The organism is Micromonospora sp. NPDC004551, assembly GCF_040609975.1.
Lineage (GTDB): Bacteria > Actinomycetota > Actinomycetes > Mycobacteriales > Micromonosporaceae > Micromonospora.
On sequence record NZ_JBEXLM010000006.1, the window covers coordinates 126,088 to 148,725 of the forward strand.

The following is a 22,638-nucleotide window of genomic DNA, read 5'->3' on the forward strand; positions in this document are numbered from 1 at the left end:
CGCGCTCAGAGCCAGCCGGCCTCGCGGGCCCGCCGCACCGCCTCGGCCCGGTCGGCGGCGCCGAGCTTCTGCACGCACGCGGCCAGGTGGTTGCGGACCGTTCCCGCCGCCAGATGGGTTCGCCGGGCGATCACCGCCACCGGGGTGCCCAGTTCAGCCAGCCGCAGCGTCTCCAGCTCCCGCGGGGTGAGCGGGCACTCGGGCAGGGTCAGCGCGTCGGCGGCGAGCGCGGGATCGACGTAGCGGGCGCCGGTGTGCACCCGGCGGATCACGTCGGCCAGGGCGCCCCCGGGGGCGCCCTTGGCGAGGAACCCGCGCGCGCCCGCGGTCAGCGCCGGCCGGAGGTGGGCGGGCCGGCCGTGCCCGGTGAGGATCACCGTGGCGCAGCCGGGCAGGACGCGGGCCAGCTCGGCGACGACCTGGATCCCGCCCGGCGGCGGCATCTCCAGGTCCAGCACGGCCACGTCGGGCCGGTGGGCCAGCGCCGCGTCGAGCGCGGCGCGGCCGTCCGCGGCGTGCGCGACCACCTCGATGTCCGGCTCCAGGTCGAGCAGGGCCGCGAGGGCGAGCCGAATCAGCTCCTCGTCGTCGGCCAGCAGAACCCGGATCACGAGGGCACCGGCACGGTCGCCACGAGGTGGAACACGCCGTCCTCGGCGTACGCCCGGACGCCGCCGCCGGCCGGGGCGAGCCGGTCGGCCAGCCCGCGCAGGCCGCCGCTGAGCGGGTCCGGGCCGGCGCCTCCGGCGCCGTCGTTGCGTACGGTCATCGTCACCAGGCCGTCCTCCCGGGTCAGCTCGATCCGGCACCAGTCGGCCCGGCTGTGCCGCAGCACGTTCGTCCCGGCCTCGCGCAGCACGGCGGCCAGGTCGGCGGCGGCCGGGGCGGGCAGCTCGCCGTCCGGCGGCACCACCGTGCAGCGCACCCCGCTGGACCGCAGCACCTCCCCCACCGCGGCCAGCTGCTCGGCCAGATCGACGGCGCGGTAGCCGTGCACCGCATCGCGTACCCGGGCCAGGGCGGACCCGGCGAGCCGGCGCACCTCGGCCGCCTCCCGACCGGCCCGGTCGGCGTCGACCGGTGCGAGCCGCTCGGCCAGCTCGGCCTTGAGCGCGATCACGGTGAGGTCGTGGCCCAGCAGGTCGTGCACGTCGCGGGCGAAGCGCAACCGCTCCTCGGCGGCGGCGAGCCGGGCCCGGGCGGCCTGTCCCTGCCGGGCCTCGACGAGCAGGTCCCAGAACCAGACCTGGAGCCAGGTCACCCCGGCGACACCGGCGCCGACACCCCCGGTGACCAGCAGGGCGGTGGGCAGCGGCCCGCCGGTCGCCCCCGTCACCGCGGTCGAGGCGCCGAGCACCACCGCCGCCGCGAGCAGGGCCGGCAGCGGCCGGAACAGCAGCGGCGACATGCCGACCAGCGACGCGCCCAGCCACGCCCAGGTGGGCCAGGCGCCGGCGGCGACCGGGCCGACCAGCGGCAGGCTGAGCAGGGCGGCCACCGCCAGCGCGGCGTGCCGGCGGCGCCGGGCCCGCCCGGGGAGCCAGGGGGTGACCGCCGCGTGCAGCACCGCCGCCTGGGCGGTGGTGAAGGCGGCGAGCCCGAGCACGCCGAGCACCAGGCGCCGCGGCTCCGGCTCCCGCGCCAGCCCGACGCCGGGCAGCAGCAGGGTGGTCCAGACGTTCGTCGCCAGCGACAGCAGGGTGAGCTGCCGGGCCCGCCGGAGCCGGCGGTCCGCCGCGTCGACCGTCATGTCCGCCGATCCTAGGGCCGCCGGCCGCCCGGTTCACCCCTGCGGAATGTCACGCGGAACCCGTGCGCGGCGCACGGGTTTCCGGTGAGGGACGCGCCTGGTTCCGTACGCGGGTCACCGGAAGGCTCGGGGCATGACCGAGACGACGGTACGCGTACCGCTGCGGGCGGACGCACGACGGCTGGCCGGCCACCTGGCCGGGATGATCGTGGCGATGGTGGTCGGCATGCTGCTGCTCGGCCCGCTGTGGCGGGCCGGCACGGCGCTGCTGGGCGGCGCGGACGCGCTGGCCCGGGCGGATGTCGGCGCGCTGGTGATGGCGACGGACATGGGACTGGGCATGGCCGCCTGGATGTGGCACCGGGGCCACGGCTGGGCCGCCACCGCCGAGATGGTGGCCGTCATGTACGTCCCGTTCCTGCTGCTGCTCCCGCCCTGGTGGGCCGGGCTGGCCGGGGACGACGTGCTGATGCTCGGCGGCCACCTGCTGATGCTGCCGGCCATGGTGCTGGTGGCGGTGCGGCACCGGCACGCGCATCCGGCGCCGGCCCGCCGCCATCCGGTCGCCGCGGCGGTGACGCGCCGGTGGCCGACCGGGCTTGCCCTGCTCATGACGGTGGATCTCTGGGTCGCGCCGACGGTGTTCTCCCCGTGGACGCTGCTGGTGCTGCCGGCCGGCTACCTGCTCATCGGCACCTGGCGGCGGCAGTGGGGCGACCGCCGGGACCTGGCGTGGCAGCTCGCCGGGCTGGCCGGCTGGGGCGGCCTGGCGGCAGCGGCCCTGCTCGGGCCGGACGGCCTCGCCGGCGTGCTGGTCGGCCTCGGCTGGCTCGGGCACGCGGCCTGGGACGTGGCGCACCACCGCACCGGCCGGGTGGTGCCCCGGGGGTACGCGGAGTGGTGCGCCGTGCTGGACGTGGCCGTGGGCACGACCACCCTGCTGGCGGTCCTGGCCGGGTGAGAGACCCCGCCGGATTCACCCCGGCGTGGCGGGGGCGACGGTTTGGGACGGTCGCCGCGACGGCCGGGTGGCGGTGATGAAAGGCTTGTGCCATGAGTTCCGCACCAACCCCGACCGATCCCGCCCCCGCCACCGACGACGACGCCGCCGCCTTCGCGGACCTCGGACTGCGCACCGAGCTGCTGAAGGCGCTCGCCGTCCTCGGCTACGAGGAGCCGACCCCGATCCAGCGGGAGGCGATCCCACCGCTGCTCGCGGGCCGGGATCTGCTGGGCCAGGCGGCGACCGGCACCGGCAAGACCGCTGCGTTCGCCCTGCCGCTGCTCCAGCGGATGCCCGACGAGCGTTCCGCCGGGGACCCGGTGTCGCTGGTGCTGGTGCCGACCCGGGAGCTGGCGGTGCAGGTCTCCGAGGCGTTCCACCGGTACGGCCGGGACCTGGGCGCGCGCGTGCTGCCGATCTACGGCGGCCAGCCGATCGGGCGGCAGCTGCGCGCCCTCGACGCCGGCGTCGACGTGGTGGTGGCGACGCCGGGCCGGGCGCTGGACCACATCGCCCGGGGCACCCTGCGGCTCGGCGGGCTCGCCACGGTGGTGCTGGACGAGGCGGACGAGATGCTCGACATGGGCTTCGCCGAGGACATCGAGGCGATCCTGGAGCACGCCCCGGCCGGACGGCAGACCGTGCTGTTCTCGGCCACCATGCCGGCCCGGATCGACGGGCTGGCCCGCAAGCACCTGACCGACCCGGAGCGCATCCAGATCGAGCGCGAACGGCCGGTCGCGGGCGAGGCGCCGCGGGTGCGGCAGAGCGCGTACATCGTGGCGCGGGCGCACAAGCCGGCGGCGCTGGGCCGGGTGCTGGACGTGGAGTCGCCCACCGCGGCCATCGTGTTCTGCCGCAGCCGGGAGGAGGTCGACCGGCTCACCGAGACGATGAACGGCCGCGGCTACCGGGCCGAGGCGCTGCACGGCGGGATGAGCCAGGAGCAGCGCGACCGCGTGATGGGCCGGCTGCGGGCGGGCACCGCCGACCTGCTGGTGGCCACCGACGTGGCGGCCCGCGGGCTGGACGTCGAGCAGCTGACCCACGTGGTCAACTACGACGTCCCGTCGGCCCCCGAGTCGTACGTGCACCGGATCGGCCGGGTGGGCCGGGCCGGGCGGGAGGGCGTGGCCATCACCCTGGCCGAGCCGCGCGAGCACCGGATGCTCAAGACCATCGAGCGGGTCACCGGCCAGCGGATCGCCGTCGACAAGATCCCCACGGTGGCGGACCTGCGTACCCGGCGGCTGGAGCTGACCCAGGCCGCGCTGCGGGAGTCGCTGCTGGAGGACGACCTCGATCCGTTCCGGGCGATCGTCGAGTCGCTGACCGACGAGTTCGACCTCATGGAGGTCGCGCTGGCCGCCGTGCGGCTCGCCCACGAGGCCACCCTGCCCGGCACGGCCGACGAGGAGGAGGAGATCCCGCAGGCCGCGGTCCGCCCGCCCCGGGAACCCCGGGCGGGGTACGACAGCCGGGACCGGCGCGGCGGGGCGCGTCCCCGCTCGGGCGGGACGACTCAGGTGTTCATCGGCCTGGGCCGGCGCGCCGGGGTGCGCCCCCAGGACCTGGTCGGGGCGATCACCGGGGAGACCGGGGTCAGCGGCCGGGACATCGGCTCGATCGAGATCGCCGACCGCTTCTCCCTGGTCGAGGTCCCGTACGGCGTCGCCGACGAGGTGATCCAGGGGCTGCGCGGCAGCACCATCAAGGGCCGCAAGGCCACGGTGCGCCGCGACCGGGACGGTGACGGCGGCGGCGAGCGCCGCTTCGACGGCGACCGCCGGGAGCGGCGCGGCCGCGACGGCGACGGTGGCGAGCGGCGGGAGCGCCGGGACCGCTGGTGAGCACGGCCGAGGCCCCCGGTCCGGGTGGACCGGGGGCCTCGGTGTGCCGGGTGGTCAGGCCGCGGCGAGCGGCTGGCCGCCCAGGGTCTCGGCGTCGACGTCGGCCGGGCGCAGCGCCAGGGCGAGCACGTCGGCGACGTCGGCGAGAGTGTGGACGGTCAGCGCCTCGCGGACCTCGGTGGGCAGGTCGTCCAGGTCCGGCTCGTTGCGCTTCGGGATGATCACCTCCGTGAGGCCGGCCCGGTGGGCGGCGAGCAGCTTCTGCTTCACGCCGCCGATGGGCAGCACCCGGCCGGAGAGGGTCACCTCGCCGGTCATCCCGAACTCGGGACGCACCGGCCGGCCGGTCACCAGCGAGGCCAGCGCCGTCACCATGGTGATGCCGGCGCTCGGGCCGTCCTTGGGCACCGCGCCCGCCGGGAAGTGCACGTGGATCCGCCGCCCGGCGAGGGCGTTCGGGTCGATGCCGAGGCGTCGCCCGTTCGAGCGCAGGTAGGACAGCGCGATGTGCGCCGACTCCTTCATCACGTCGCCGAGCTGACCGGTCAGGGTCAGTCCCGGCTCGCCCTCCATGCTGGTGGCCTCGATGAAGAGCACGTCGCCGCCGGCTCCGGTGACCGCCAGGCCGGTGGCCACGCCGGGCACCGCCGTCCGCTCGGCCGACTCCGGGGTGAACCTGGGCCGGCCCAGGTAGCGGGCGAGGTTGTCGGTGTCGACGCGCACCGGCGCCGGGTCGGAGGACAGCGCCACGGTGACCTTGCGCAGGATCTTGGCCAGGGCCCGCTCCAGCTGCCGGACGCCGGCCTCCCGGGTGTACTCCCCCGCGATCCGGGCCAGCGCCGAGTCGGCGACCGTGACCTCCTCGGCGGTCAGCCCGGCCCGCTCCCGCTGCCGCGGCAGCAGGTGGTCCCGGGCGATGGCCACCTTCTCGTCCTCGGTGTAGCCGTCCAGGGTGACCAGCTCCATCCGGTCCAGCAGCGGGCCGGGGATGCTCTCCACCACGTTGGCGGTGGCCAGGAACAGCACGTCGGACAGGTCGAGGTCGACCTCCAGGTAGTGATCCCGGAAGGTGTGGTTCTGCGCCGGGTCGAGCACCTCCAGCAGGGCCGCGGCCGGGTCGCCGGAGTAGCCGACGGCCAGCTTGTCGACCTCGTCGAGGAGCACCACCGGGTTCATCGAGCCGGCCTCGCGCAGCGCGCGCACGATCCGGCCGGGCAGCGCGCCGACGTAGGTGCGCCGGTGGCCGCGGATCTCGGCCTCGTCGCGGACGCCGCCGAGGGACACCCGGACGAAGTTGCGGCCGAGCGCCCGGGCGACGGACTCGCCGAGGCTGGTCTTGCCGACGCCGGGCGGGCCGGCCAGAGCGAGCACCGCGCCGGAGCCGCGGCCACCGACCACGCCGAGGTTGCGCTGGGCGCGCCGGTTGCGCACCGCCAGGTACTCCAGGATGCGGTCCTTCACATCGGCCAGGCCGGCGTGGTCGGCGTCGAGCACCGCACGCGCCGCAGCCAGGTCGGTGTTGTCCTCGGTACGCGTGTTCCACGGCATCTCGAGGACGGTGTCGAGCCACGTACGGATCCAGCCCGCCTCCGGCGAGGCGTCACTGGCCCGCTCCAGCTTGCCGACCTCGCGCATGGCCGCCTCGCGGACCTTCTCGGGCAGGTCGGCCGACTCCACCCGGGAGCGGTAGTCGGCGGAGCCGTCCGGCTCGTCCTCGCCGAGTTCCTTGCGGATCGCGGCGAGCTGCTGGCGGAGCAGGAACTCGCGCTGCGACTTCTCCAGCCCCTCGCGCACGTCGCTGTTGATGCGCTCGGTGACCTCCTGCTCGGCCAGGTGGTCCTTCACCCAGCCGACCAGCAGCTCCAGCCGGGCGGTGACGTCCGGGGCGGCGAGCAGCTCGGTCTTCTGCGCCAGGGTCAGCCAGGGCGCGTAGCCGGCCGCGTCGGCCAGCTCGGAGAGATCGGTCATCCGCTCCATGGCGTCGATGACCTGCCACGCCCCGCGCTCCTGGAGGACCGAGGTCATCAGCGCCCGGTATTCACGGGCGAGTTCCCGGGCCCGGCCGGCCGGGGCGGGTTCGTCGAGGGTGGTCGCCTCGACCCAGAGGGCGGCCCCCGGTCCGGGCACGCCGGAACCGATCCGGGCCCGGGCGAGGCCGCGGACCACGGCGGCCGGCTCGCCGCTGGGCAGCCGTCCCACCTTCTCGATGGTGGCGATCACGCCCACCGAGCCGTACTCGCCGTCGAGGCGGGGCACGGCGAGCAGCTTCTTGTCGCCGCTGGCGCGGGCCGCGTCGACCGCGGCCTGGGTGGTCGGGTCCAGGGTCACCGGGATGACCATGCCCGGCAGCAGGACGGCGTCGGTCAGAGGAAGTACCGGAAGAGTTGCCATCGAACACCTGCCATCGCGTTGGGTTGAGCGTGTCTGACTCAAGTAACAAACCGTCTCCCTTGTTCCGCGATGTGACCCACGCCACTCGTTCGTGCCGCCGAACTCTGCGCCGCGGGCCAACACCCATTTGCCGCCCCGGAGAAAAACCGACCCGCCGAATGGCGAAGGGCGGGTATTGTTGCGAAATTGCCGCGAGATACGTCAAACTCATAGCCACACCCCGCCCGACACAGGGAGTAATGGCGATGGCAAGGAAAGTAATCACCGTTCTGACCGACGACCTCGACGGCGGAAAGGCCGATCGGACCGTCGAGTTCAGCCTGGACGGCGTGGCGTACACGATCGACGTCTCCGACGAGAACGCGGGCGTCCTGCGCAAGGCGCTGGACCCGTACATCAGCGCTGGCCGGCGGATCGGGCGCGGGCCGGTGGAGGCCGGTCGCGCTCCGCGTGGCGCGTCCCGCCCGGGCACCTCGGGAATGGACCGCGAGCAGAACCGCGCCATCCGGGAATGGGCCGCCAAGAACGGCTACGAGATTTCCGAGCGGGGCCGCATCCCCGTGTCGGTGGTGGAGGCGTACAAGAACCGCTGAGCCCTCCCGGTTCACCGTCGGGCATCCCGGGGTCACGCTGAGAAATCGGTGTGGCCCCGATCGGCTTTTCCCGGCGTTAACAATTTTCAACCGGGCGGGGAATCCCGGCAGCGAACTTCATCCCGCGCCGGCCCTCCGGCGGCCGGCGATCCCGGACCTGGGGGTCTTCGGTGCGCGTGAGCATGGCGACCAGCGCCGGCACGGCCGGCCGGCCGAACGAGGACTTCGCCGGTGCCGTCCCCGGCGCCGCGGTGCTGCTCGACGGCGCCGGCATCCCGGGAACCGAGTCGATCTGTTCGCACGGTGTCGCCTGGTACACGCACCGGCTCGGCGGCGCGCTGCTCGGCCGGCTCTCGCCCGGTGACGGGCGGGACCTCGTGACGGTCCTGGCCACCGCGATCGACGAGATCGCCGCCGAGCACGGCGCCACCTGCGACCTCGCGGACCCCGGCAGCCCGCAGGCGACCGTGGTGATCGTCCGCGCGCACCGGGGCCGCCTGGACCATCTCCTGCTCGCGGACACCTTCCTCGTCCTCGACCAGGCCGGCGGCGGCCCGCTGGTCGTCACCGACGAGCGGGAGGTCGCCGCCCGGCGCGCCTGCTCCGTGCCCCTGGCCGGCGTCGCCGAGGGCACGCCGGAGTACGACCGCGTCCGGGCCGCCTGCACCCGGGCGCTGCGCGCCCGCCGGAACCGGCCGGGCGGCTACTGGATCGCCAAGGACGACCCGCACGCGGCGGAGGAGGCGGTGACCGGCAGCCGGCCCCTGCGCGATCTGTCCGGCGTCGCGCTGCTCAGCAACGGCGCGAGCCGGATCGTCAGCCCGTACGGGCTGACCGACTGGCCCGGCGTGCTGGACCTGCTCACCGCCGACGGGCCGGCCGAGGTGATCCGCCGCGTCCGGCGGGCCGAAGCCGGCGCCTCCGCAGGCGCCGCCCCACCGGACGACGCCACGGTCGTGCACTGCACCGACCTGCCGCGCTCGCCGGCCGCCGGCCGCCGAGGCGCCGACCCACGTCGATCATGAGGGTGGCGGTGCGGTTCGCCCTGTTCATCGCGGCCAACCTCATGATCGGCGCTCCGGGTCGTGGGACGGCCGGAGCGGCCCGGGCGTACCCCCGGGCGCTCCGGCCGTCGGTGCTCAGTTGACCCGGATCCGGACCACGTCGAAGGCGGGCGTCTGGTTCGCCCGCTCCATCATGGGGATGCGGTGCGAGCCGTCACCGGCCCAGACCGCGCACTGCGCGAGGCCCGACTGAGGCAGACCGGGGACCTGGATGCTCACCTGGTCGGCCTGGTTGCCGCCACCGCCGTCCTCGGTCGCCACGAAGAACGCCGGAACGTCCTGCGGATTCGACGGCGCCGCCTGGGTGGTCTGGAGCATCCGGCAGGCGGTGTGGAAGTGTCCGCGCACCAGGCCCTGGTCGTTGAGCAGCGAGCTCTCCAGGTAGTAGCCGCCCTGACCGGCGGCGAGGAAGCGGTCGCGCACCAGGTTCCGGGTGCTGACCCGGAGGGTGAACGGCTGGTTGCGCTGGACCCGGTTCGGGAACTGCGTGATGAGCAGCGACGGATTGTTGGCGGCGGCGCCGACCTCACCGAACGCGGTGCTCACGCAGCGGTTCCCGTTCTGGAAACCGTCGTGGGCCTGGAGCCGGCTGTTGGAACAGTCCTTGGCGAGCACCTCGAGGCCGTTGTTGCCGCCGTTGTTGCCGCCGGTCTGGCCGCCGTTGTTGCCACCGTTCTGGCCGCCGTTGTTGTTCCCCCCGGTCTGACCGCCGTTGTTGTTCCCGCCGGTCTGGCCCCCGTTCTGACCGCCGTTCTGGCCCCCATTCTGACCGCCGTTCTGGCCGCCGTTCTGGGCGTTGTCGGCGAGGACGCACTGGGCCAGCTGATCCAGGCCCTGAGGCCGGTCGGCGACCCGGCCGATGGCCGTGGCGATCCGGTTCAACGTCGCGGTCCGCTTGTCGGCGAGCGGCCGCAGGACGGCGTTGTTCACGAAGTCGCCGTTGCGGGCGCCCTCCGCCGCCAGCCGCCGGTTGGCCTCGGCGATCTGGCTGTCCAGCAGGGCGAGGTTGCGATCCACCTCGGCGCGCGCCCGGTCGGGCACCTCCGGCAGCTTGCTCCGCACCTCCGGGCAGGCCACGGTCGGGGTCGCGGCGCCCGCGCCGCCACCCCTGGTCTGCTGGCACTCGGCGGAGGACATCTGCCCGTCACCCCAGTGGTTGCGCACCCAGCGGCCGTTCTGCCAGGTCCGGGTGGTGCTGCCGCGGCCGTCCGGAGCGGTCGCCCCCGGGCTCGCGGCCACACAGGACGCCGAGGCGGTACGGACGGTGGTCCGCCGGTCCTGGGCGGACGAGATCTGGGTGACGGCGACGATTCCGCCGAAGACCGCGAGCGTGCCGACCACGGCCAGCAGACGCTTGCTCCGCGCGTTACCGGATGACCGGCGCGCCCGTGTGGACCTGCGCATCGAATTGCTCTCCTTCTCGATCCGGTAGCTGACTGGTGACCCCGGCGGACCGATGGATTTCGGGGTGAGGATCACTGCGACGTTCCGGCCGCACGTCGATGACCGACGATGCCCTTTCCGCACCGTCCCCGCGCCGTCCGGCGCGGCGGGGAAGATCTGCGTCCATTCCCGCTTAGGTACGGAGCGACCGCGGCGAAGGTTCAACCGGGATCGGGAGAATTCGCGGGGACGGCCGGGGCGGCCGGACGGTGGCGGCGGGGCGCCGAATCAGTCGGCGCAGAGGTGGTCGAAGGCGAAGCCGCCGTCGAACTCGTCGCGCCGGGCGGCCAGCCGCCGGATCTGCCCGCGCACCTCGTCCCGGTCCACCAGGGACGGTGCCGCGGCGTCGAGGTCGCGCAAACGCTCCCCGATCGCCACGGTGGCCAGGTCCTCGGCGAGCCGGCCCGGGTCCACGCCGCAGGAGAAGCGCTGGGCGACCAGGTGCACCCGCTCGACGAGGCACCGGCCGGGCCGCACCTCGACCCAGCTCCACCCCTCGGCCGAGCCGTCCGTCCAGCGCACGTGCAGCCCGCGGACGATCGGGTCGGCGAGCCGGCGCTCCACGTACGCCTCGACGGCGGCGGCCCGGGCCAGCGTCCCGAGGTCGTTGACCGGCCCCCGCCGGCCGTCGGGGAGGCGGCCGACGATGTCCCGGAAACCGACGGCGTCAGCGCTGTCCGCGTCGGTGCCGGCGGCGTAGGCGCGCGCGTCGATGACGTACTCGACGAGGCGGCGGGAGTGCTCGGCGCCGCCCAGCGTCGCCGACTCGACCCGCAGCAGCGGCAACCCGACGGCGGCGCAGACCGTGCTGGTCATCCGCTCGGCGCGACGGGCCGGGGACCCGGCCGGCGCGGGCGGGGCGAACTGCACGGCGAACCGGGGCAGGCCGGTGTCGGCGGCGCAGACCACCTGGTCGAGGCCCTCCCGGCCGGCGGTGCTCCACTGGTGGCCGGTGACGCCCGGCGGCCGGCCCTGCACCAGCTCGCCGAGCCGCCGCGCCGGATACCCGACGTGGCCGGCGCGGTGGAGCTGCGGCGCGACCCCGGACGGGATCGGACGCAGCCAGGAGGTGGCCACGCTGCCGGTGCTCGTCATCTCGCCAGTTCCATCCGTCGGTCCGTCGACGCCCGAGTCTAGGGCGTCGATCATGCCAGCCGCCTCCGTGGTGCGGCGGAATCCGGTTGCCCGCACGGGCCGGGACCGCTGGAATCGGCCGGGTGGCGATCTTCCTGACCAGTGGACGGCTGGTGCTGCGCGAGTTCACCCCGGACGACGTCCCGCTCCTGACCGAGCTCGACGGCGACCCGGCGGTGATGCGCTACCTCACCGGCGGGCGGCCCACCCCGGCCGACGAGATCCGCGACCGGGTGCTGCCCGCCATGCTGGCCGCGTACCGCCGGCCGCCCGGGCTGGGCTGGTGGGCGGCGGAGCGGCGGGCCGACGGCGCCTTCCTCGGCTGGTTCGAGTTCCGCCCGCTGCGCGACGGCGACCCGCGCGAGGTGGAGCTGGGCTACCGGCTGCGCCGCGACGCCTGGGGCGCCGGGTACGCCACCGAGGGCGCGCGGGCGCTGGTCGACCACGGGTTCACGGCGCTCGGTGTGAAACGGGTCGTGGCGACCACCATGGCCGTCAACACCGGATCGCGGCGCGTGATGGCGAAGGCCGGGCTGGCGTACCGGCGGACGTTCCACCAGGACTGGCCGGAGATGATCCCCGGCTCGGAACAGGGCGAGGTGGAGTACGCGCTGACCCGCGCGGAGTGGGCCGCGCGCCGGGCGGCCGGCGAACCCGGCCCCTCGACCGGTGCGCACCGGGTTCCGGGCCTCTAGGCTCGGCCGGGTGCACAGCGGACGGACCCCGGAGCGGCTGACCAAACGCGGTCTCGTCGCCGTCTCCCACGCCATCGAACGGGCCGCGCTGGCCGAGGCCGAGGACGGGCCGCTGGTCGTGTTCGCCCTCTTCCAGCGGCTGCCGTACTTCGCCCGGGAACGCACGGTCTACCGGCGGATCGCCGCCCGGGCAACGGTCACCGTGGTCGGGATGGTCGGCGCGCCCCCGCCGGACCTTCCCGCCGGGGTGTACCCCGTGGTGCTGGAGGAGACCGAGGACCTGGCCCGGGAGTGGAGCGTGGTGGCGCTGACGCCGCGTTTCGGGGCGAGCCTGGTGGCGTACGACCGGGCGGAGGTGGCATCCGCGGAGACCCTGGAGGCCGGCCGCCTCTTCGACGGGCGCTGGGGCTTCCGCCGGGACGAGGCGCTGCACGACGTGATCCGGCTGTGCGGGCGGCTCGGCGAGCGGCTGCCCGGGCCGGCGCGGGCCGGTCTGGACGAGGCGGTGGCCCGGGTCCGGGACATCCCGGCCACCCCGGGCGAGTCCCGTGCCGAGGCGGCGCTGCGGCTGCTGGCCCGGCGGGGCGAGCGGGCGCACCGGTTCGAGCCGGGGGACGCCCTGCTCGACGAGCCGGGGCTGCGCCGGTGGACCGGCGTGGACGGGGTGACCGCGTCGGGCACCCTGCCGGTGGCACTGATCGGTCTCCGGGTCGACGAGCCGGCCGGCACGCCGGAACGCTTCGGCCGGCGCGGGGCGGCCCGGGAGGGCCAGGCCGTGCTCGCGGCGGTGACCGGCGTGCTGGGCCCGGCCGACCGGGCGGTCCGCCTCGCCGAGAACGAGTTCCAGCTGATCCTGCCCGGGCGGGACGAGGCGGCGGCGCTCGCCGTGGTGGGCCGGCTGCGGGAGGCCGTGGGCGGGTTGGCCCACTCGTACCCGTTCGTCTCGTACGCGGTGCACGCGGCGGTCACCGTGACCGCCCGGCGGCCGCTGCCGGTCGCCGACCTGCGGCACGCGCTGGAGTGGGCGGTGCGCGAGGGGGTACCCGTTGCGTCGCTGCCCTCGGAGCGCGTGGCCGCGGCCGCCGGGGCGGGCTGAGCGCCGGAGGACTGCCCGGCCCGGAAACGGGTACGCCCCGCCGGTCGGTCGCGGCGGAGCGGAGGTGGGGCATGACGCGCGGGCAGTTCGGCTTCCTGGCCGGCTTCCTGGTGGTCGCGGTCTGGGCGCTGGGCGGCGCCGGGGCGGCCGCCGCCGCCACCGTGGCCGGCCTGGCCGGATGGCTGCTGGTCCGGGTGCGCGACGGGGACGTCAGCGCGCCGGGGCTCGCCGACCGGGCCACCGCCGGCCGGCGCCGCTGAGGCGCCCGCGATGACCGGCACCCTGCCCCGGCGCGCCACCGCCCCATCCGCCCCGGTCGCCTGGTCGGAGGAGCGGACGGCCGGGCTCGCCGAGGAGGCGGCGCGGCGTACCCCGGCCGTCAGCGACCCGGTGGCCACGGTTCGCATCGACGGCGCCGCCGTCCGGGTCGACCTGGACCTGGTGGTCGCGCACGGCGTGCCGCTGACCGGGGTGGCCGAGGCGGTCCGCCGCCGGGTCGCCGCCGGGATCGAGGCGCACACCGGGCGGACCGTCGAGGCGGTCACCGTGACGGTGGTGGACCTGCGCCTGCCGGGCGAGGCGGCGAGCCCCGGTGCCGGGTGGGACCGGCCGGAGGCGGACGTCCGGGAGTCGACGTGAACGCCGTCGTCGGTGCGCGGAGCCGGTCGTGCGCACGGTGAACCGCGTCGCCACCCTGCTGCTCGCCGTGGCCCTGCTGGCCGGCGGGGTGCTGGCGGCCGTCGCGGGGCTGCTCGCCGCGCTGGACCGCCCCGGTCCGCTGCCGGCCGGCTGGTCGGCCACGCTGACCACGGTCCGCTGGCACGACGCCCCGGTACGCGGGGTCGCCGCCGCCGTCACCCTGCTCGGCCTGCTGGTGCTCGGCGCCGAACTGCGCCGCTGGCGGCCGGCCCGGCTGCGGCTCACCGACGACGACGGCTGGCACCTGCACCGCCGGTCGGTGGAGCGGCGGCTGGCCCGGGCGGTCCGGTCGGTGCCGAGCGTCCGCCGGGCCCGGGTCCGGGTCCGCCGGCGCGGCGACGCCTGGCGGCCCCGGGTGACCGCCACCGGCGACCCGGCGGCCCGGGCCGACGTCGAGTTCGCGCTGCGCCGGGAGCTGGACCGGTTGACCGCGCCGCGTCGCGGTCCCATCGAGGTACGGCTCGGCCCCGCCCGGCGGACGCCGTGAGCAACGCCGCCCACCGGCTGCTGTGGACGGTGCTCGCCCTGGCGCTCGTGGCGGCGGGCGGCACGGCCTCGGCGGTCGGGGCGGGCCGGCTGCCCGGCGGTGACGTGCCCCTGCTCGGGGCCGGGCCGGTGAGCTGGTGGCGGGCCGGCGCGCCGTGGAGCGCCCTCGCGGTGGTGGTCGGCGGGCTGCTGCTCGCCCTGCTCGGCCAGCGGCTGCTCGCCGCCGGGCTGCGGGTGCCACACCGGCTGGACGGCACGCTGGCGCAGCGCGGCGACGGCGCCGGGCGGACCCGGGTGGCGAGCGACGTGCTGACCGGGGCGCTGGAACGCGACCTGCTGCGGGCCCCCGGGGTCGGCCGGGCCCGGGTGGTGCTGACCGGGCCGGTCACCGGCCCGGACCTGTGGGTGGAGGTGCGGCTGGCCCCGTCCGCCGGGGTCGGCGCGGCCCGGGCGCACGTCGACGCGGCGGTACGCCGGTTCGCCGCCACGGTCGGGTGCCGCCCCGCCCATCTCGACGTGACGGTGCTGGTGGACGAGCCGGCCGGTCCCTGACCCCGCGACCGACGCCCGTCGATGGGCGACGATGGGCGCCGGGGAGAGGGAGGGAGCCGTCGTGCGCGTGGTGTCGCTGGTGCCGTCGCTGACCGAGGCGGTCGCGCTGACCCGCCCCGAGGTGCTGGTGGGGGCCACCGACTGGTGCACCCACCCGGCCGGGCTGGACGTCGCCCGGGTGGGCGGCAGCAAGTATCCGGATCTGGACCGGGTGCGCGCGCTCCGGCCCGACCTGGTGCTGCTCAACGAGGAGGAGAACCGCCTCGCCGACGCGGAGGCCCTGCGGGCGGCCGGCGTGCCGGTGCGGGTCACCTTTCCCCGTACCGTGCCGGAGGCGCTGACCCAGCTCGGCGAGCTGGTGGCCGCGCTCGGCGTGCCCGGCGAGCCGGAGTGGCTGCGGGCCGCCCGCCGGGCCTGGGCCGCGCCGCCCACGCCGGCGACGCCGCGCGCGGCCGTGGTGCCGGTGTGGCGGCGCCCCTGGGTGGTGCTCGGCCGCGACACCTTCGCCGGTGACGTGCTGCGCCGGCTCGGCGTCACCAACCGGTACGCCGGCCACCCGGAGCGCTACCCCCGGCCCGGCCTCGACGAGCTGCGCGCCCGGGCGCCGGAGCTGGTGGTGCTGCCGGACGAGCCGTACCGGTTCACCGCCGGTGACGGGCCGGAGGCGTTTCCCGGCGTGCCGGCCGCGCTCGTCTCCGGCCGGCACCTCACCTGGTACGGGCCCTCGCTCGCCGAGGCTCCCGCGCTGCTCGCCGCCCAGCTCGCCGCGGCCGCCTGAGGCCGCCGCCGGTCACGCGACCGGGGTGGCGTGCACCGGATCCAGCTCCATGAGCGTGGTGTCGTCCACGTCGTACCCGATGGCGTTGTGCACCGCGACCACGCCGCTGACCTGCCCGGCGAGCCGGCCGGCGAGCTCGGCGGCGCTGCGCCGGTCGAGCCGGCCGTCCAGGGTGACCTCACCGGCGCGGACCTGCACGGTGACCAGGCCGTCCCGGATGGTGAGGACCCGGCGCAGCACCTCCCGCACCACCTCCTCGCGGATCTCCGCATCGGTGCGCAGGTGCACCCGGAGCAGGTCGCTGCGGGTCACGATGCCGACCAGCCGGCCCAGGTCGTCCAGCACCGGCAGCCGCTTGACCGCCTCGTGGTCCATGAGCCGCGCCGCCGCGGGCAGCGTGGCCCGCGCGTGGGTGGTGACCGCCGGAGCGGTCATCAGGTCCCGGGCGACCAGCGCGCCCGCCTTCTCCCGGGCGGTACGCCGGCGCCGGCCCTCGAACACCCGCCGCTCGTCCGGGTGCCCGGCCCACTCCACCTTGTGCAGCAGGTCCGCCTCGGAGACCACCCCGAGCACCCGGTGGAACGAGTCCACCACCGGCACGCCGCTGACACCGCGCCGGATGAGCACGTCGACGATCCGGCGGTACGGAGTCTCCTCCCCCACCGTCGCGACGTCCCTGGTCATCACGTCGCCCACCTGCCAAGTACGCATCACGGCCTCCTCTGCTCGGCCCTCCTGAGGCGACGGTAGGGCGGCGCCGGCCGTCCCGGTCAGAGGCGCCCGGCAGGCCGTGGCGGGCCGACCGGACCGGGTCGGGAGAGGACCAAGGTCCCGGTCCGGAGGGCACCGGTCGGCCCTGCTCCGCAGCACGGGGCGGAGGTGGAATGAAGGTGCCACCGGAAAGCGCGGTGCGAGGCACAGGAAGGGACGTGGAGACCATGACCGCGACGATCGAGCGGATCACCGCCAACACCATCGCTCCGGCGGCCGAGACCACCCGGGACGCCGAGACCACCCGCCGGAAGGCCACCCGGTACGTCTTCGCCGGACTCAGGATCGCCCTGGGCTGGACGTTCCTCTGGGCCTTCCTCGACAAGATGTTCGGCCTCGGTCACGAGACCGCGGCGAAGGCCGCCTGGATCAACGGCGGCAGCCCGACCAAGGGGTTCCTGACCTTCGGCGCGGCCGGCCCGTTCAAGGGGTTCTACGGGGACATCGCCGGCGCGGCGTGGGCGGACTGGCTGTTCATGCTCGGCCTGCTCGGCATCGGCGTGGCCCTGCTGCTCGGCATCGGCACCCGGGTCGCCGCGGTCGCCGGTGGGCTCCTGCTGGTGATGATGTGGACGGCCGTGCTGCCTCCCGAGAACAACCCCTTCATGGACGACCACCTCATCTACGCGGGTCTGCTGGCCGGCCTGGCCCTGGTCAACGCCGGTGACACCCTCGGCCTCGGCCGGGTGTGGGCGAAGCTCCCCGTCGTCGCGCGGCTGTCCTGGCTGAAGTGAGGTCACCGCGGGCCGTACCCACCGGGCGGGCGTCACCGAGAGGCGGCGCCCGCCACTCTCGTGCCATCCACCGGTCCCTGCCGCCACGCCGCGGCGGGGACCGACGCGTATCGGCCGGCCGCGATCCGGCAGGATCGACGGGGACCGCACTTGTCAGCACCGAGGAGACCCGCTCATGGAGAAGCCCGAGGTTGGCCCGATCGAGGGCGCGCCGCCCGCCGATCTCGTCATCGAGGACATCACGGTCGGCGACGGCCCGGAGGCCCGCCCCGGCCAGCTGGCCAGCGTGCACTACGTGGGCGTGGCCCACTCGAACGGCCGCGAGTTCGACTCGTCGTGGAACCGGGGTGACACGTTCGAGTTCCCGCTCGGCGGCGGCCAGGTCATCGCCGGCTGGGACCAGGGCGTGGTGGGCATGAAGGTCGGCGGACGCCGCCGGCTGACCATCCCGCCGCACCTGGGCTACGGCGCCCGGGGCGCCGGCGGCGTGATCAAGCCGAACGAGACCCTGGTCTTCGTGGTGGACCTGGTCGGCGTGCGCTGACCCGCACACCCTGCGCAGGGCCGTCGGCGGCACGCCGGCGGCCCTGCGGCGTCCGGCCGGTCAGGCCGGTCAGGCCGCCGCGCAGGTGACCAGCTCCCGGGCCGCCTCGTGGGCCGACTCGCGGACCGGCAGGACCCGGTGCAGGCCGGTGGCGCGGAGCACCCGGGCGACCACCGGATCGGGATCGACCAGCACCAGCTCGCCACCGCGGGCCCGGACCCGCAGGTGCGCAGCGACCAGCGCGCGCACCCCGGCGGCGGAGAGCAGCCGCACGCCGGACAGGTCCAGCCGCAGCACCGGCCGTGCCGGCGCCGCCCAGAGCGCGGCCCGGAACGCCCCCACGGTGGCGATGTCGATCTCACCGACCGCCCGCACGTCCACCACGTGGTCGCTGACGTTCGTCGCCACGTGGAACCGGTCCCCGCCCTCTCGCATGTCTCCGAACCTATCCCCCACCACCGACAGTTCCGGCCGCCCACGACGGGGTTCCGGGTAGGTACCGGGTGGACCCTGAGCGGCCTCCGGGTCATCCCGCAGGCGCCGGGCCCGAAGCTCGGCGGGACACGCCGCGAGGGCTCCCGGTCCGGGCATCGGCGGGGAAGAATGGCCGGATGGCCGTCCCCCGCCCGCGCGCGCCCCTGCTGATCCGGCCGGTCCGTGAGCCGGCCACCGTGCCGCCGCCCCTGGACGGGCCGTGGGCCCCCACCGACGTCCGGCTCGACCGGGCCGAGCTGCTGCCGCTGCCCGGCGGCGCGCACGGCCCGGAGGACGTGCTCGTCGACCCGGACGGCCGGGCCGTCAGCGGCGACGAGGACGGCCGGCTCTGGTGGTGGCCGGCGGACGCACCAGCGGGCACCCGTCCGACGCTGCTCGCCGAGACCGGCGGCCGGCCGCTCGGCATCGAGCTGGACCCGGTCGACGGCGGGCTGGTGGTCTGCGACGCCTACCGGGGGCTGCTGCGGGTCACGCCGGACGGCGCGGTGCACGAGCTGACCGGCACGGGGCCCCCGGTGCACCTGGCCGACAACGCGGCGGTGGCGCGGGACGGCACCATCTACTTCACCGACTCGTCGGACCGGTTCCCGCTCTCGCACTGGAAGCGGGACCTGCTGGAGCACCGGCCCAACGGCCGGGTGCTCGCGTACGACCGGCGGACCGGGCGCACCGAGGTCGTGGCGGGCGGCCTCTACTTCCCCAACGGGGTGGCGCTCACCCCGGACGAGTCCGCGCTCATGCTGGTCGAGACGGCCACCCACCGGCTGCTCCGGGTGGACCTGCCGGACGGCCGGGCCACCGTGCTGGCCGACCTGCCCGCCTACCCGGACAACGTCTCGGCCGTGGGCGACGGGACCTACTGGATCGCGCTGCCCAGCCCCCGGCTGCCGATCATGGAGAAGCTGCTGCCCCATCCCCGGGTGCGCCAGCTCGTCGCCCTGCTGCCCGGGGCCGTGCAGCCGCAGCCGCGCCGCTACGGGCTGGTCGCGCTGGTGGACGGGGCCGGGCGGGTGCTGCGCACGCTGCACGGCCCGAGCGGGGCGTACCCGATGGTCACCGGCGTGCGGCAGCACGGGCGGCGCCTCTGGCTGGGCAGCCTGACCGCGACGGGCGTGGCCCGGGTCGACCTGGACTGAACGGCGCGGGGCCGGCCCGCGTAGTCGGTTCGGGCTGGTTGAACGGCGCGGGGCCGGCCCGCGTAGTCGGTTCGGGCTGGTTGAACGGCGCGGGGCCGGCCCGCGTGGTCGGTTCGGGCTGGTTGAACGGCGCGGGGCCGGCCCGCGTGGTTTGCGGGCCGGCCCGGCCGTTCCTCCCCCCGTGGTCAGCCGCCGCTGTTGCTCTTGGACGGGGCGGGAGCGGGCGACGACCCGCCGGCCACCGCGCCCGGGTGCGGCGTGGCGCTGTGCGTGGGCTTCAGCCCCGCGGGCACGGGCAGCGCGCTGCCCTTGGCGAACTCGTCCCAGCCGACGTTCCAGGCCGTGAAGCCGTTGCCCTGATCGAGCTTCACCTCGGTGCCCTTGACCGTCACCAGGTCGCCGACCTGGGTGATGCCCATCAGCCAGTCCGCCGCCGCGGCGGAGACGTTGGTGCAGCCGTGCGAGGTGTTGGTGAAGCCCTGCTCGCCCTCCGACCACGGGGCGGAGTGGATGAACTCGCCACCCCAGGTGAGCCGCTGGGCGTCGTCCACGTCGACCACGTACGGATCGGCCGAACCCCGGGTGTCGAAGGTGGTCCGGTCGAACTTCTCCATGATCACCATCTTGCCGCTGGAGGTGGGCGTGCTCGACTTGCCGAGGCTCACCGGCACCTTGCGGAGCAGCTTGCCCTCCCGGTAGACGGACATCTGCTTGGTGGCGTTGTCGATGTCGAGCGTGACCTCCCGGCCGATCTTGGAGGTCGCGCTGTGGTCGGCGTCGCCGATGGCGTCCTTGCCGATCGGCAGGCCCTCCAGGGCGCTCCGGACGCTGATCTTCGTGCCGGTCTTCCAGAAGTCGGGCGCCCGGTATTCGACCTGCTTCCCGTCCGACATCCAGGACCAGGTGCCCGGCTGAGGCGGGTCGGTCTTCACGAACAACCGGCGCTGCACGTCCGCTCTGGCCTCTTTCGGAATTGGCGGATCGAATGCGACCACCACCGGCATGGCCGTCCCGTACGTCTGATTGGCCGTGAAATAGAGCTCGCTGGTGACGGTCGGTTTGGTGGATTTCGCCATTGTGGTGAACGTCGTCTTCTGCGTGGTGCTCCGCCCGGAATCGCCGGTCGCGGTCACCTCCGCGGTGTACGTCCGCGAGTTCTCCAGCGGCCGGTCCGGCACCCAGCCCGACCCGTCCTCGCGCGGCTGCGCCGGCACCGGCCGGCCCTTGTCGTCGGTGAGTTTCACCGCGGTGACCTTGCCGCCGCTGACCGTGGTCCCGACCTCGGCGCTGACCGGCACGTTCTTCGCCCGGTCGGCCGGAGTCAGGTTCACCGACGGCGCTGCGGCCGCCTTGCCGTGGCCGGGCTTCACCGCCTCCCGTTGGCCGGCGGTGCACCCGGTGACCACCAACGGCGTGGCTGCGAGGGTCACCGCCAGCAGCGTCATTCGCCGCCTCACGTCCATATTCCGCACCCCATTTCCACTCCCCCCATGACCCACATTTTGTACGGCCCTCCGGACGCCGTGGCGCATTCGGCGGAATTGCTTTGACGGGCCGACTTCGATTTCGGCGCCTGCGTACGGAAATGGGAATCGGCGACGTCGACGGGCGGCCGCGTCCCGCGGGGGCGGATTGCGCCCGAGGAGCCGGGACGACCGGTTCAGCCCCAGTCGTCGTCCCCGTGATTGCGCTCCCAGCGACCGCCGATCGGCGGCGTGTCCAACCGGGTCGGCGCCTCCGCGTTCCCGGCCAGGTCGTTGTCCTCGACCCGGCAGCCGACGCAGCTGCCCGCCGCGGTGACCCAGAGCCCGTGCGTCTGGGTGGTCGGCTCATGGCTGTCCCAGACCCGGTTCCCCCGGATGGTGGCCGAGTCCATCGCCGCGTTGACGGTGATGCCGGCCCGGACCGCCTCCGGCCCGGGTATCTCGTAGCTGCTGCCGGGATCCGGGGTGTCCCCGCTCCAGCCCGTGAAGGCACCCGGCCGGACCGGGGCCAGGTGCAGCTCGTTCTCGTCGTTCGCGGCGACCACCGCGACGCGCTCGCCCACCCGGATGGTCTTGCCCCGGTGCGCGTCGCCCCGCCAGCTCGCCCGGCGGTCGATCACCGACCGCTCGGTGTACCGGACCGTGTCGCCGTCGCTGCGGTCGCCGGGCCCGCACTGGCGACCGTTCGCCCGGATCCGGTTGTCGACGACGAACGCGTCCCGGACGGGCCGGTCGAAGCGGACGGCGTCCCGGCTGTTGCCGTAGAAGTCGTTGCTCTCGACGACGATCTCCCGGGCGCACTCCTGCCCCGCGTCGCCCAGGCTGCGCTGGTGGTAGCCGTACCGGCCATTGCCGCTGATCCGGTTGCCCCGCACGGTGTACGGCCCCGGGGTGTTGCCGATGCTGATCCCGTCGCGCAGGTTCGCGTCGATCACGCAGTCGGTGAGGAGGCCGCCACGACCCGCCGTGCCGGTGGTGCCCTTGGCCGAGACCTGGAAGCCCGCGTCGAGGTTGCCGACCAGCGTGCACGCCGAGACGACGAGGCCGTTGGCACCCCAGTCGGCGATGCCGAAGCGGTTGCCCTCGGCGTGGCAGCCGACCACCCGGATGCCGCGCGGGCGCAGCCCGCCCTCGAACTGCAGCTCGAAGAAGATCCCGCAGGTGGCGTTGCCGACCGCCGAGCAGTTCACCACGTTGACCCGCTCGACGCTGCCCCAGCCGCCGATCCCGATCCCGATGCCCGCGCCGCCCATCTCGGTGCCGTTGTCCATCCGCCCGCACCCGACCACCAGCACCCCGTCGATGAGGCAGTCCTGGAGGAAGTCGCAGCCCAGGCCGGTCGCCGCGGTGTGGTGGATGTAGAGGTTGCGGAACATGCCGCGGACCACGTACTGGAGGCCCAGCCCCTTGGCGAGCGGGTTGTACTCGGCCATCGCCACCCCGGACCCGTCGATCTCGAAGTCGGCGAAGGTGCAGTACGCCAGGTGCCGCTCCTGGCTCGCGCCGTGCAGTTCGGCGGTGTGGAACGCCAGCGGGGTCGGGTCGGCCCGGTTACCCGGGTTGCTGAGCACGAACCGGGTGGCGCCGGGGCCCGCACCGATCAGCGAGACCCCGGTCCGCCAGACCGTGCCGGCGTCCCGGATCGAGTACACCCCGGGCGGGCAGTAGATCACGCGGGCCCGTCCGTCGGCGGCGTACGCGTCGCCCAGCCGGTCCACCAGCGCGGCGAGGGCGGGCTGGTCGTTGGTCGTCCCGTCCCCGGTCAGCCCGTGCTCCCGCGCGTCGCACATCAGCGGCGCGCCGGCGACCGGATGCGGGCGCACCCCACCGGCCGAGGGCATGAGCGGATACGTCATCCGGGCCTCCCCGTCGGCGACCGGGCTCGTCTTCCCGGTCCGGCGGCGGGGAAACAGGGGTGCGGCCCCGGCCACCAGGGTGGC

At 75.4% G+C, this 22,638-nt stretch carries 23 protein-coding genes; 14 read left to right on the forward strand and 9 right to left on the reverse strand.

What is annotated here, in order from left to right; translation table 11 throughout:
* Window positions 1-5 precede the first annotated feature (5 nt).
* Both ABZW14_RS09945 and ABZW14_RS09950 read right to left on the reverse strand, forming a co-directional pair.
* Window positions 6-611, reverse strand: coding sequence for a response regulator transcription factor (locus ABZW14_RS09945; protein ID WP_355342746.1), 606 nt, complete (start codon window positions 609-611; stop codon window positions 6-8).
* On the reverse strand, window positions 608-1,750 hold the full coding sequence (locus ABZW14_RS09950) for a histidine kinase (protein WP_355342749.1): 1,143 nt from the start codon (window positions 1,748-1,750) through the stop codon (window positions 608-610). Before ABZW14_RS09950 ends, ABZW14_RS09945 begins: the two co-directional genes overlap by 4 nt.
* Before the next feature lie 133 nt (window positions 1,751-1,883).
* On the opposite strand from ABZW14_RS09950, the gene ABZW14_RS09955 reads away from it, so the two are divergent.
* Both ABZW14_RS09955 and ABZW14_RS09960 read left to right on the forward strand, forming a co-directional pair.
* On the forward strand, window positions 1,884-2,711 hold the full coding sequence (locus tag ABZW14_RS09955; protein ID WP_355342752.1) for a hypothetical protein: 828 nt from the start codon (window positions 1,884-1,886) through the stop codon (window positions 2,709-2,711).
* A gap of 92 nt (window positions 2,712-2,803) precedes the next feature.
* Entirely contained in the window at window positions 2,804-4,603 is a 1,800-nt protein-coding gene (locus tag ABZW14_RS09960; RefSeq protein WP_355342755.1) for a DEAD/DEAH box helicase, read from the forward strand.
* 54 nt (window positions 4,604-4,657) lie between these two features.
* Here the strand turns inward: ABZW14_RS09960 and lon are convergent, their stop codons facing one another.
* Entirely contained in the window at window positions 4,658-6,994 is a 2,337-nt protein-coding gene (gene lon / locus ABZW14_RS09965; RefSeq protein ID WP_355342758.1) for an endopeptidase La, read from the reverse strand.
* Between the two features lie 245 nt (window positions 6,995-7,239).
* Between lon and ABZW14_RS09970 the strand changes: the two genes are divergently transcribed.
* Window positions 7,240-7,587 carry an Lsr2 family protein gene (locus ABZW14_RS09970; RefSeq protein WP_355342760.1) on the forward strand — a complete coding sequence of 116 codons (348 nt, stop codon included), beginning with the start codon at window positions 7,240-7,242 and terminating at the stop codon, window positions 7,585-7,587.
* 182 nt (window positions 7,588-7,769) lie between these two features.
* Window positions 7,770-8,612: a hypothetical protein gene (locus tag ABZW14_RS09975; protein ID WP_355342763.1), complete on the forward strand. Its 843-nt coding sequence runs from the start codon at window positions 7,770-7,772 to the stop codon at window positions 8,610-8,612.
* Window positions 8,613-8,726: 114 nt separating this feature from the next.
* Here ABZW14_RS09975 and ABZW14_RS09980 read toward each other — a convergent pair whose 3' ends face one another.
* Window positions 8,727-10,055: a hypothetical protein gene (locus ABZW14_RS09980; RefSeq protein ID WP_355342766.1), complete on the reverse strand. Its 1,329-nt coding sequence runs from the start codon at window positions 10,053-10,055 to the stop codon at window positions 8,727-8,729.
* 267 nt (window positions 10,056-10,322) lie between these two features.
* Window positions 10,323-11,189 carry a hypothetical protein gene (locus ABZW14_RS09985; RefSeq protein WP_355342769.1) on the reverse strand — a complete coding sequence of 289 codons (867 nt, stop codon included), beginning with the start codon at window positions 11,187-11,189 and terminating at the stop codon, window positions 10,323-10,325.
* A gap of 122 nt (window positions 11,190-11,311) precedes the next feature.
* On the opposite strand from ABZW14_RS09985, the gene ABZW14_RS09990 reads away from it, so the two are divergent.
* The 7 genes from ABZW14_RS09990 to ABZW14_RS10020 all read left to right on the forward strand — a co-directional run bounded on the left by ABZW14_RS09990 (window position 11,312) and on the right by ABZW14_RS10020 (window position 15,534).
* Window positions 11,312-11,923, forward strand: coding sequence for a GNAT family N-acetyltransferase (locus ABZW14_RS09990; RefSeq protein WP_355342772.1), 612 nt, complete (start codon window positions 11,312-11,314; stop codon window positions 11,921-11,923).
* Window positions 11,924-11,933: 10 nt separating this feature from the next.
* Window positions 11,934-13,019: a DICT sensory domain-containing protein gene (locus tag ABZW14_RS09995; protein WP_355342775.1), complete on the forward strand. Its 1,086-nt coding sequence runs from the start codon at window positions 11,934-11,936 to the stop codon at window positions 13,017-13,019.
* Between the two features lie 71 nt (window positions 13,020-13,090).
* Window positions 13,091-13,279 carry a hypothetical protein gene (locus ABZW14_RS10000; RefSeq protein WP_355342778.1) on the forward strand — a complete coding sequence of 63 codons (189 nt, stop codon included), beginning with the start codon at window positions 13,091-13,093 and terminating at the stop codon, window positions 13,277-13,279.
* Window positions 13,280-13,289: 10 nt separating this feature from the next.
* Window positions 13,290-13,658, forward strand: a complete 369-nt coding sequence (locus ABZW14_RS10005; RefSeq protein ID WP_355342781.1) for an Asp23/Gls24 family envelope stress response protein — start codon at window positions 13,290-13,292, stop codon at window positions 13,656-13,658.
* Window positions 13,659-13,686: 28 nt separating this feature from the next.
* Complete coding sequence (locus ABZW14_RS10010; RefSeq protein ID WP_355342784.1) at window positions 13,687-14,205, forward strand: hypothetical protein; 519 nt, start codon at window positions 13,687-13,689, stop codon at window positions 14,203-14,205.
* Window positions 14,202-14,756 (forward strand): hypothetical protein, encoded by a 555-nt coding sequence (locus ABZW14_RS10015; RefSeq protein WP_355342787.1) that lies wholly within the window; start codon window positions 14,202-14,204, stop codon window positions 14,754-14,756. Before ABZW14_RS10010 ends, ABZW14_RS10015 begins: the two co-directional genes overlap by 4 nt.
* Before the next feature lie 61 nt (window positions 14,757-14,817).
* Window positions 14,818-15,534 (forward strand): helical backbone metal receptor, encoded by a 717-nt coding sequence (locus tag ABZW14_RS10020; protein WP_355342790.1) that lies wholly within the window; start codon window positions 14,818-14,820, stop codon window positions 15,532-15,534.
* A 12-nt stretch (window positions 15,535-15,546) separates the two neighbouring features.
* Here ABZW14_RS10020 and ABZW14_RS10025 read toward each other — a convergent pair whose 3' ends face one another.
* Window positions 15,547-16,245 (reverse strand): CBS domain-containing protein, encoded by a 699-nt coding sequence (locus tag ABZW14_RS10025; protein ID WP_355342793.1) that lies wholly within the window; start codon window positions 16,243-16,245, stop codon window positions 15,547-15,549.
* Window positions 16,246-16,463: 218 nt separating this feature from the next.
* Between ABZW14_RS10025 and ABZW14_RS10030 the strand changes: the two genes are divergently transcribed.
* Complete coding sequence (locus ABZW14_RS10030) at window positions 16,464-17,039, forward strand: hypothetical protein (RefSeq protein WP_355342796.1); 576 nt, start codon at window positions 16,464-16,466, stop codon at window positions 17,037-17,039.
* 175 nt (window positions 17,040-17,214) lie between these two features.
* On the forward strand, window positions 17,215-17,583 hold the full coding sequence (locus ABZW14_RS10035) for an FKBP-type peptidyl-prolyl cis-trans isomerase (RefSeq protein ID WP_355342799.1): 369 nt from the start codon (window positions 17,215-17,217) through the stop codon (window positions 17,581-17,583).
* A 69-nt stretch (window positions 17,584-17,652) separates the two neighbouring features.
* Here the strand turns inward: ABZW14_RS10035 and ABZW14_RS10040 are convergent, their stop codons facing one another.
* Complete coding sequence (locus tag ABZW14_RS10040) at window positions 17,653-18,018, reverse strand: STAS domain-containing protein (RefSeq protein ID WP_355342802.1); 366 nt, start codon at window positions 18,016-18,018, stop codon at window positions 17,653-17,655.
* Window positions 18,019-18,194: 176 nt separating this feature from the next.
* Here ABZW14_RS10040 and ABZW14_RS10045 point away from each other — a divergent pair, with 176 nt between their 5' ends.
* Complete coding sequence (locus tag ABZW14_RS10045; protein ID WP_355342805.1) at window positions 18,195-19,214, forward strand: SMP-30/gluconolactonase/LRE family protein; 1,020 nt, start codon at window positions 18,195-18,197, stop codon at window positions 19,212-19,214.
* Window positions 19,215-19,399: 185 nt separating this feature from the next.
* Here the strand turns inward: ABZW14_RS10045 and ABZW14_RS10050 are convergent, their stop codons facing one another.
* Together ABZW14_RS10050 and ABZW14_RS10055 are read right to left on the reverse strand one after the other, a co-directional pair.
* Window positions 19,400-20,677 carry an Ig-like domain-containing protein gene (locus ABZW14_RS10050; protein WP_355342808.1) on the reverse strand — a complete coding sequence of 426 codons (1,278 nt, stop codon included), beginning with the start codon at window positions 20,675-20,677 and terminating at the stop codon, window positions 19,400-19,402.
* Between the two features lie 197 nt (window positions 20,678-20,874).
* A complete protein-coding gene (locus ABZW14_RS10055; protein ID WP_355342811.1) occupies window positions 20,875-22,554 on the reverse strand; it encodes a right-handed parallel beta-helix repeat-containing protein in 1,680 nt (559 codons plus the stop codon).
* Window positions 22,555-22,638: the final 84 nt, after the last annotated feature.

Bases quoted from the DNA above. Each gene is read 5' to 3' on its own strand.
- ABZW14_RS10040 (WP_355342802.1), bottom strand. From the start codon at position 18,018: ATGCGAGAGGGCGGGGACCGGTTCCACGTGGCGACGAACGTCAGCGAC.
- lon (WP_355342758.1), bottom strand. From the start codon at position 6,994: ATGGCAACTCTTCCGGTACTTCCTCTGACCGACGCCGTCCTGCTGCCG.
- ABZW14_RS10050 (WP_355342808.1), bottom strand. From the start codon at position 20,677: ATGGACGTGAGGCGGCGAATGACGCTGCTGGCGGTGACCCTCGCAGCC.
- ABZW14_RS09950 (WP_355342749.1), bottom strand. From the start codon at position 1,750: ATGACGGTCGACGCGGCGGACCGCCGGCTCCGGCGGGCCCGGCAGCTC.
- ABZW14_RS10035 (WP_355342799.1), top strand. From the start codon at position 17,215: ATGGAGAAGCCCGAGGTTGGCCCGATCGAGGGCGCGCCGCCCGCCGAT.
- ABZW14_RS10000 (WP_355342778.1), top strand. From the start codon at position 13,091: ATGACGCGCGGGCAGTTCGGCTTCCTGGCCGGCTTCCTGGTGGTCGCG.
- ABZW14_RS10045 (WP_355342805.1), top strand. From the start codon at position 18,195: ATGGCCGTCCCCCGCCCGCGCGCGCCCCTGCTGATCCGGCCGGTCCGT.
- ABZW14_RS09960 (WP_355342755.1), top strand. From the start codon at position 2,804: ATGAGTTCCGCACCAACCCCGACCGATCCCGCCCCCGCCACCGACGAC.
- ABZW14_RS09980 (WP_355342766.1), bottom strand. From the start codon at position 10,055: ATGCGCAGGTCCACACGGGCGCGCCGGTCATCCGGTAACGCGCGGAGC.
- ABZW14_RS09970 (WP_355342760.1), top strand. From the start codon at position 7,240: ATGGCAAGGAAAGTAATCACCGTTCTGACCGACGACCTCGACGGCGGA.
- ABZW14_RS10005 (WP_355342781.1), top strand. From the start codon at position 13,290: ATGACCGGCACCCTGCCCCGGCGCGCCACCGCCCCATCCGCCCCGGTC.
- ABZW14_RS10025 (WP_355342793.1), bottom strand. From the start codon at position 16,245: ATGCGTACTTGGCAGGTGGGCGACGTGATGACCAGGGACGTCGCGACG.
- ABZW14_RS09985 (WP_355342769.1), bottom strand. From the start codon at position 11,189: ATGACGAGCACCGGCAGCGTGGCCACCTCCTGGCTGCGTCCGATCCCG.
- ABZW14_RS09975 (WP_355342763.1), top strand. From the start codon at position 7,770: ATGGCGACCAGCGCCGGCACGGCCGGCCGGCCGAACGAGGACTTCGCC.
- ABZW14_RS09955 (WP_355342752.1), top strand. From the start codon at position 1,884: ATGACCGAGACGACGGTACGCGTACCGCTGCGGGCGGACGCACGACGG.
- ABZW14_RS10055 (WP_355342811.1), bottom strand. From the start codon at position 22,554: ATGACGTATCCGCTCATGCCCTCGGCCGGTGGGGTGCGCCCGCATCCG.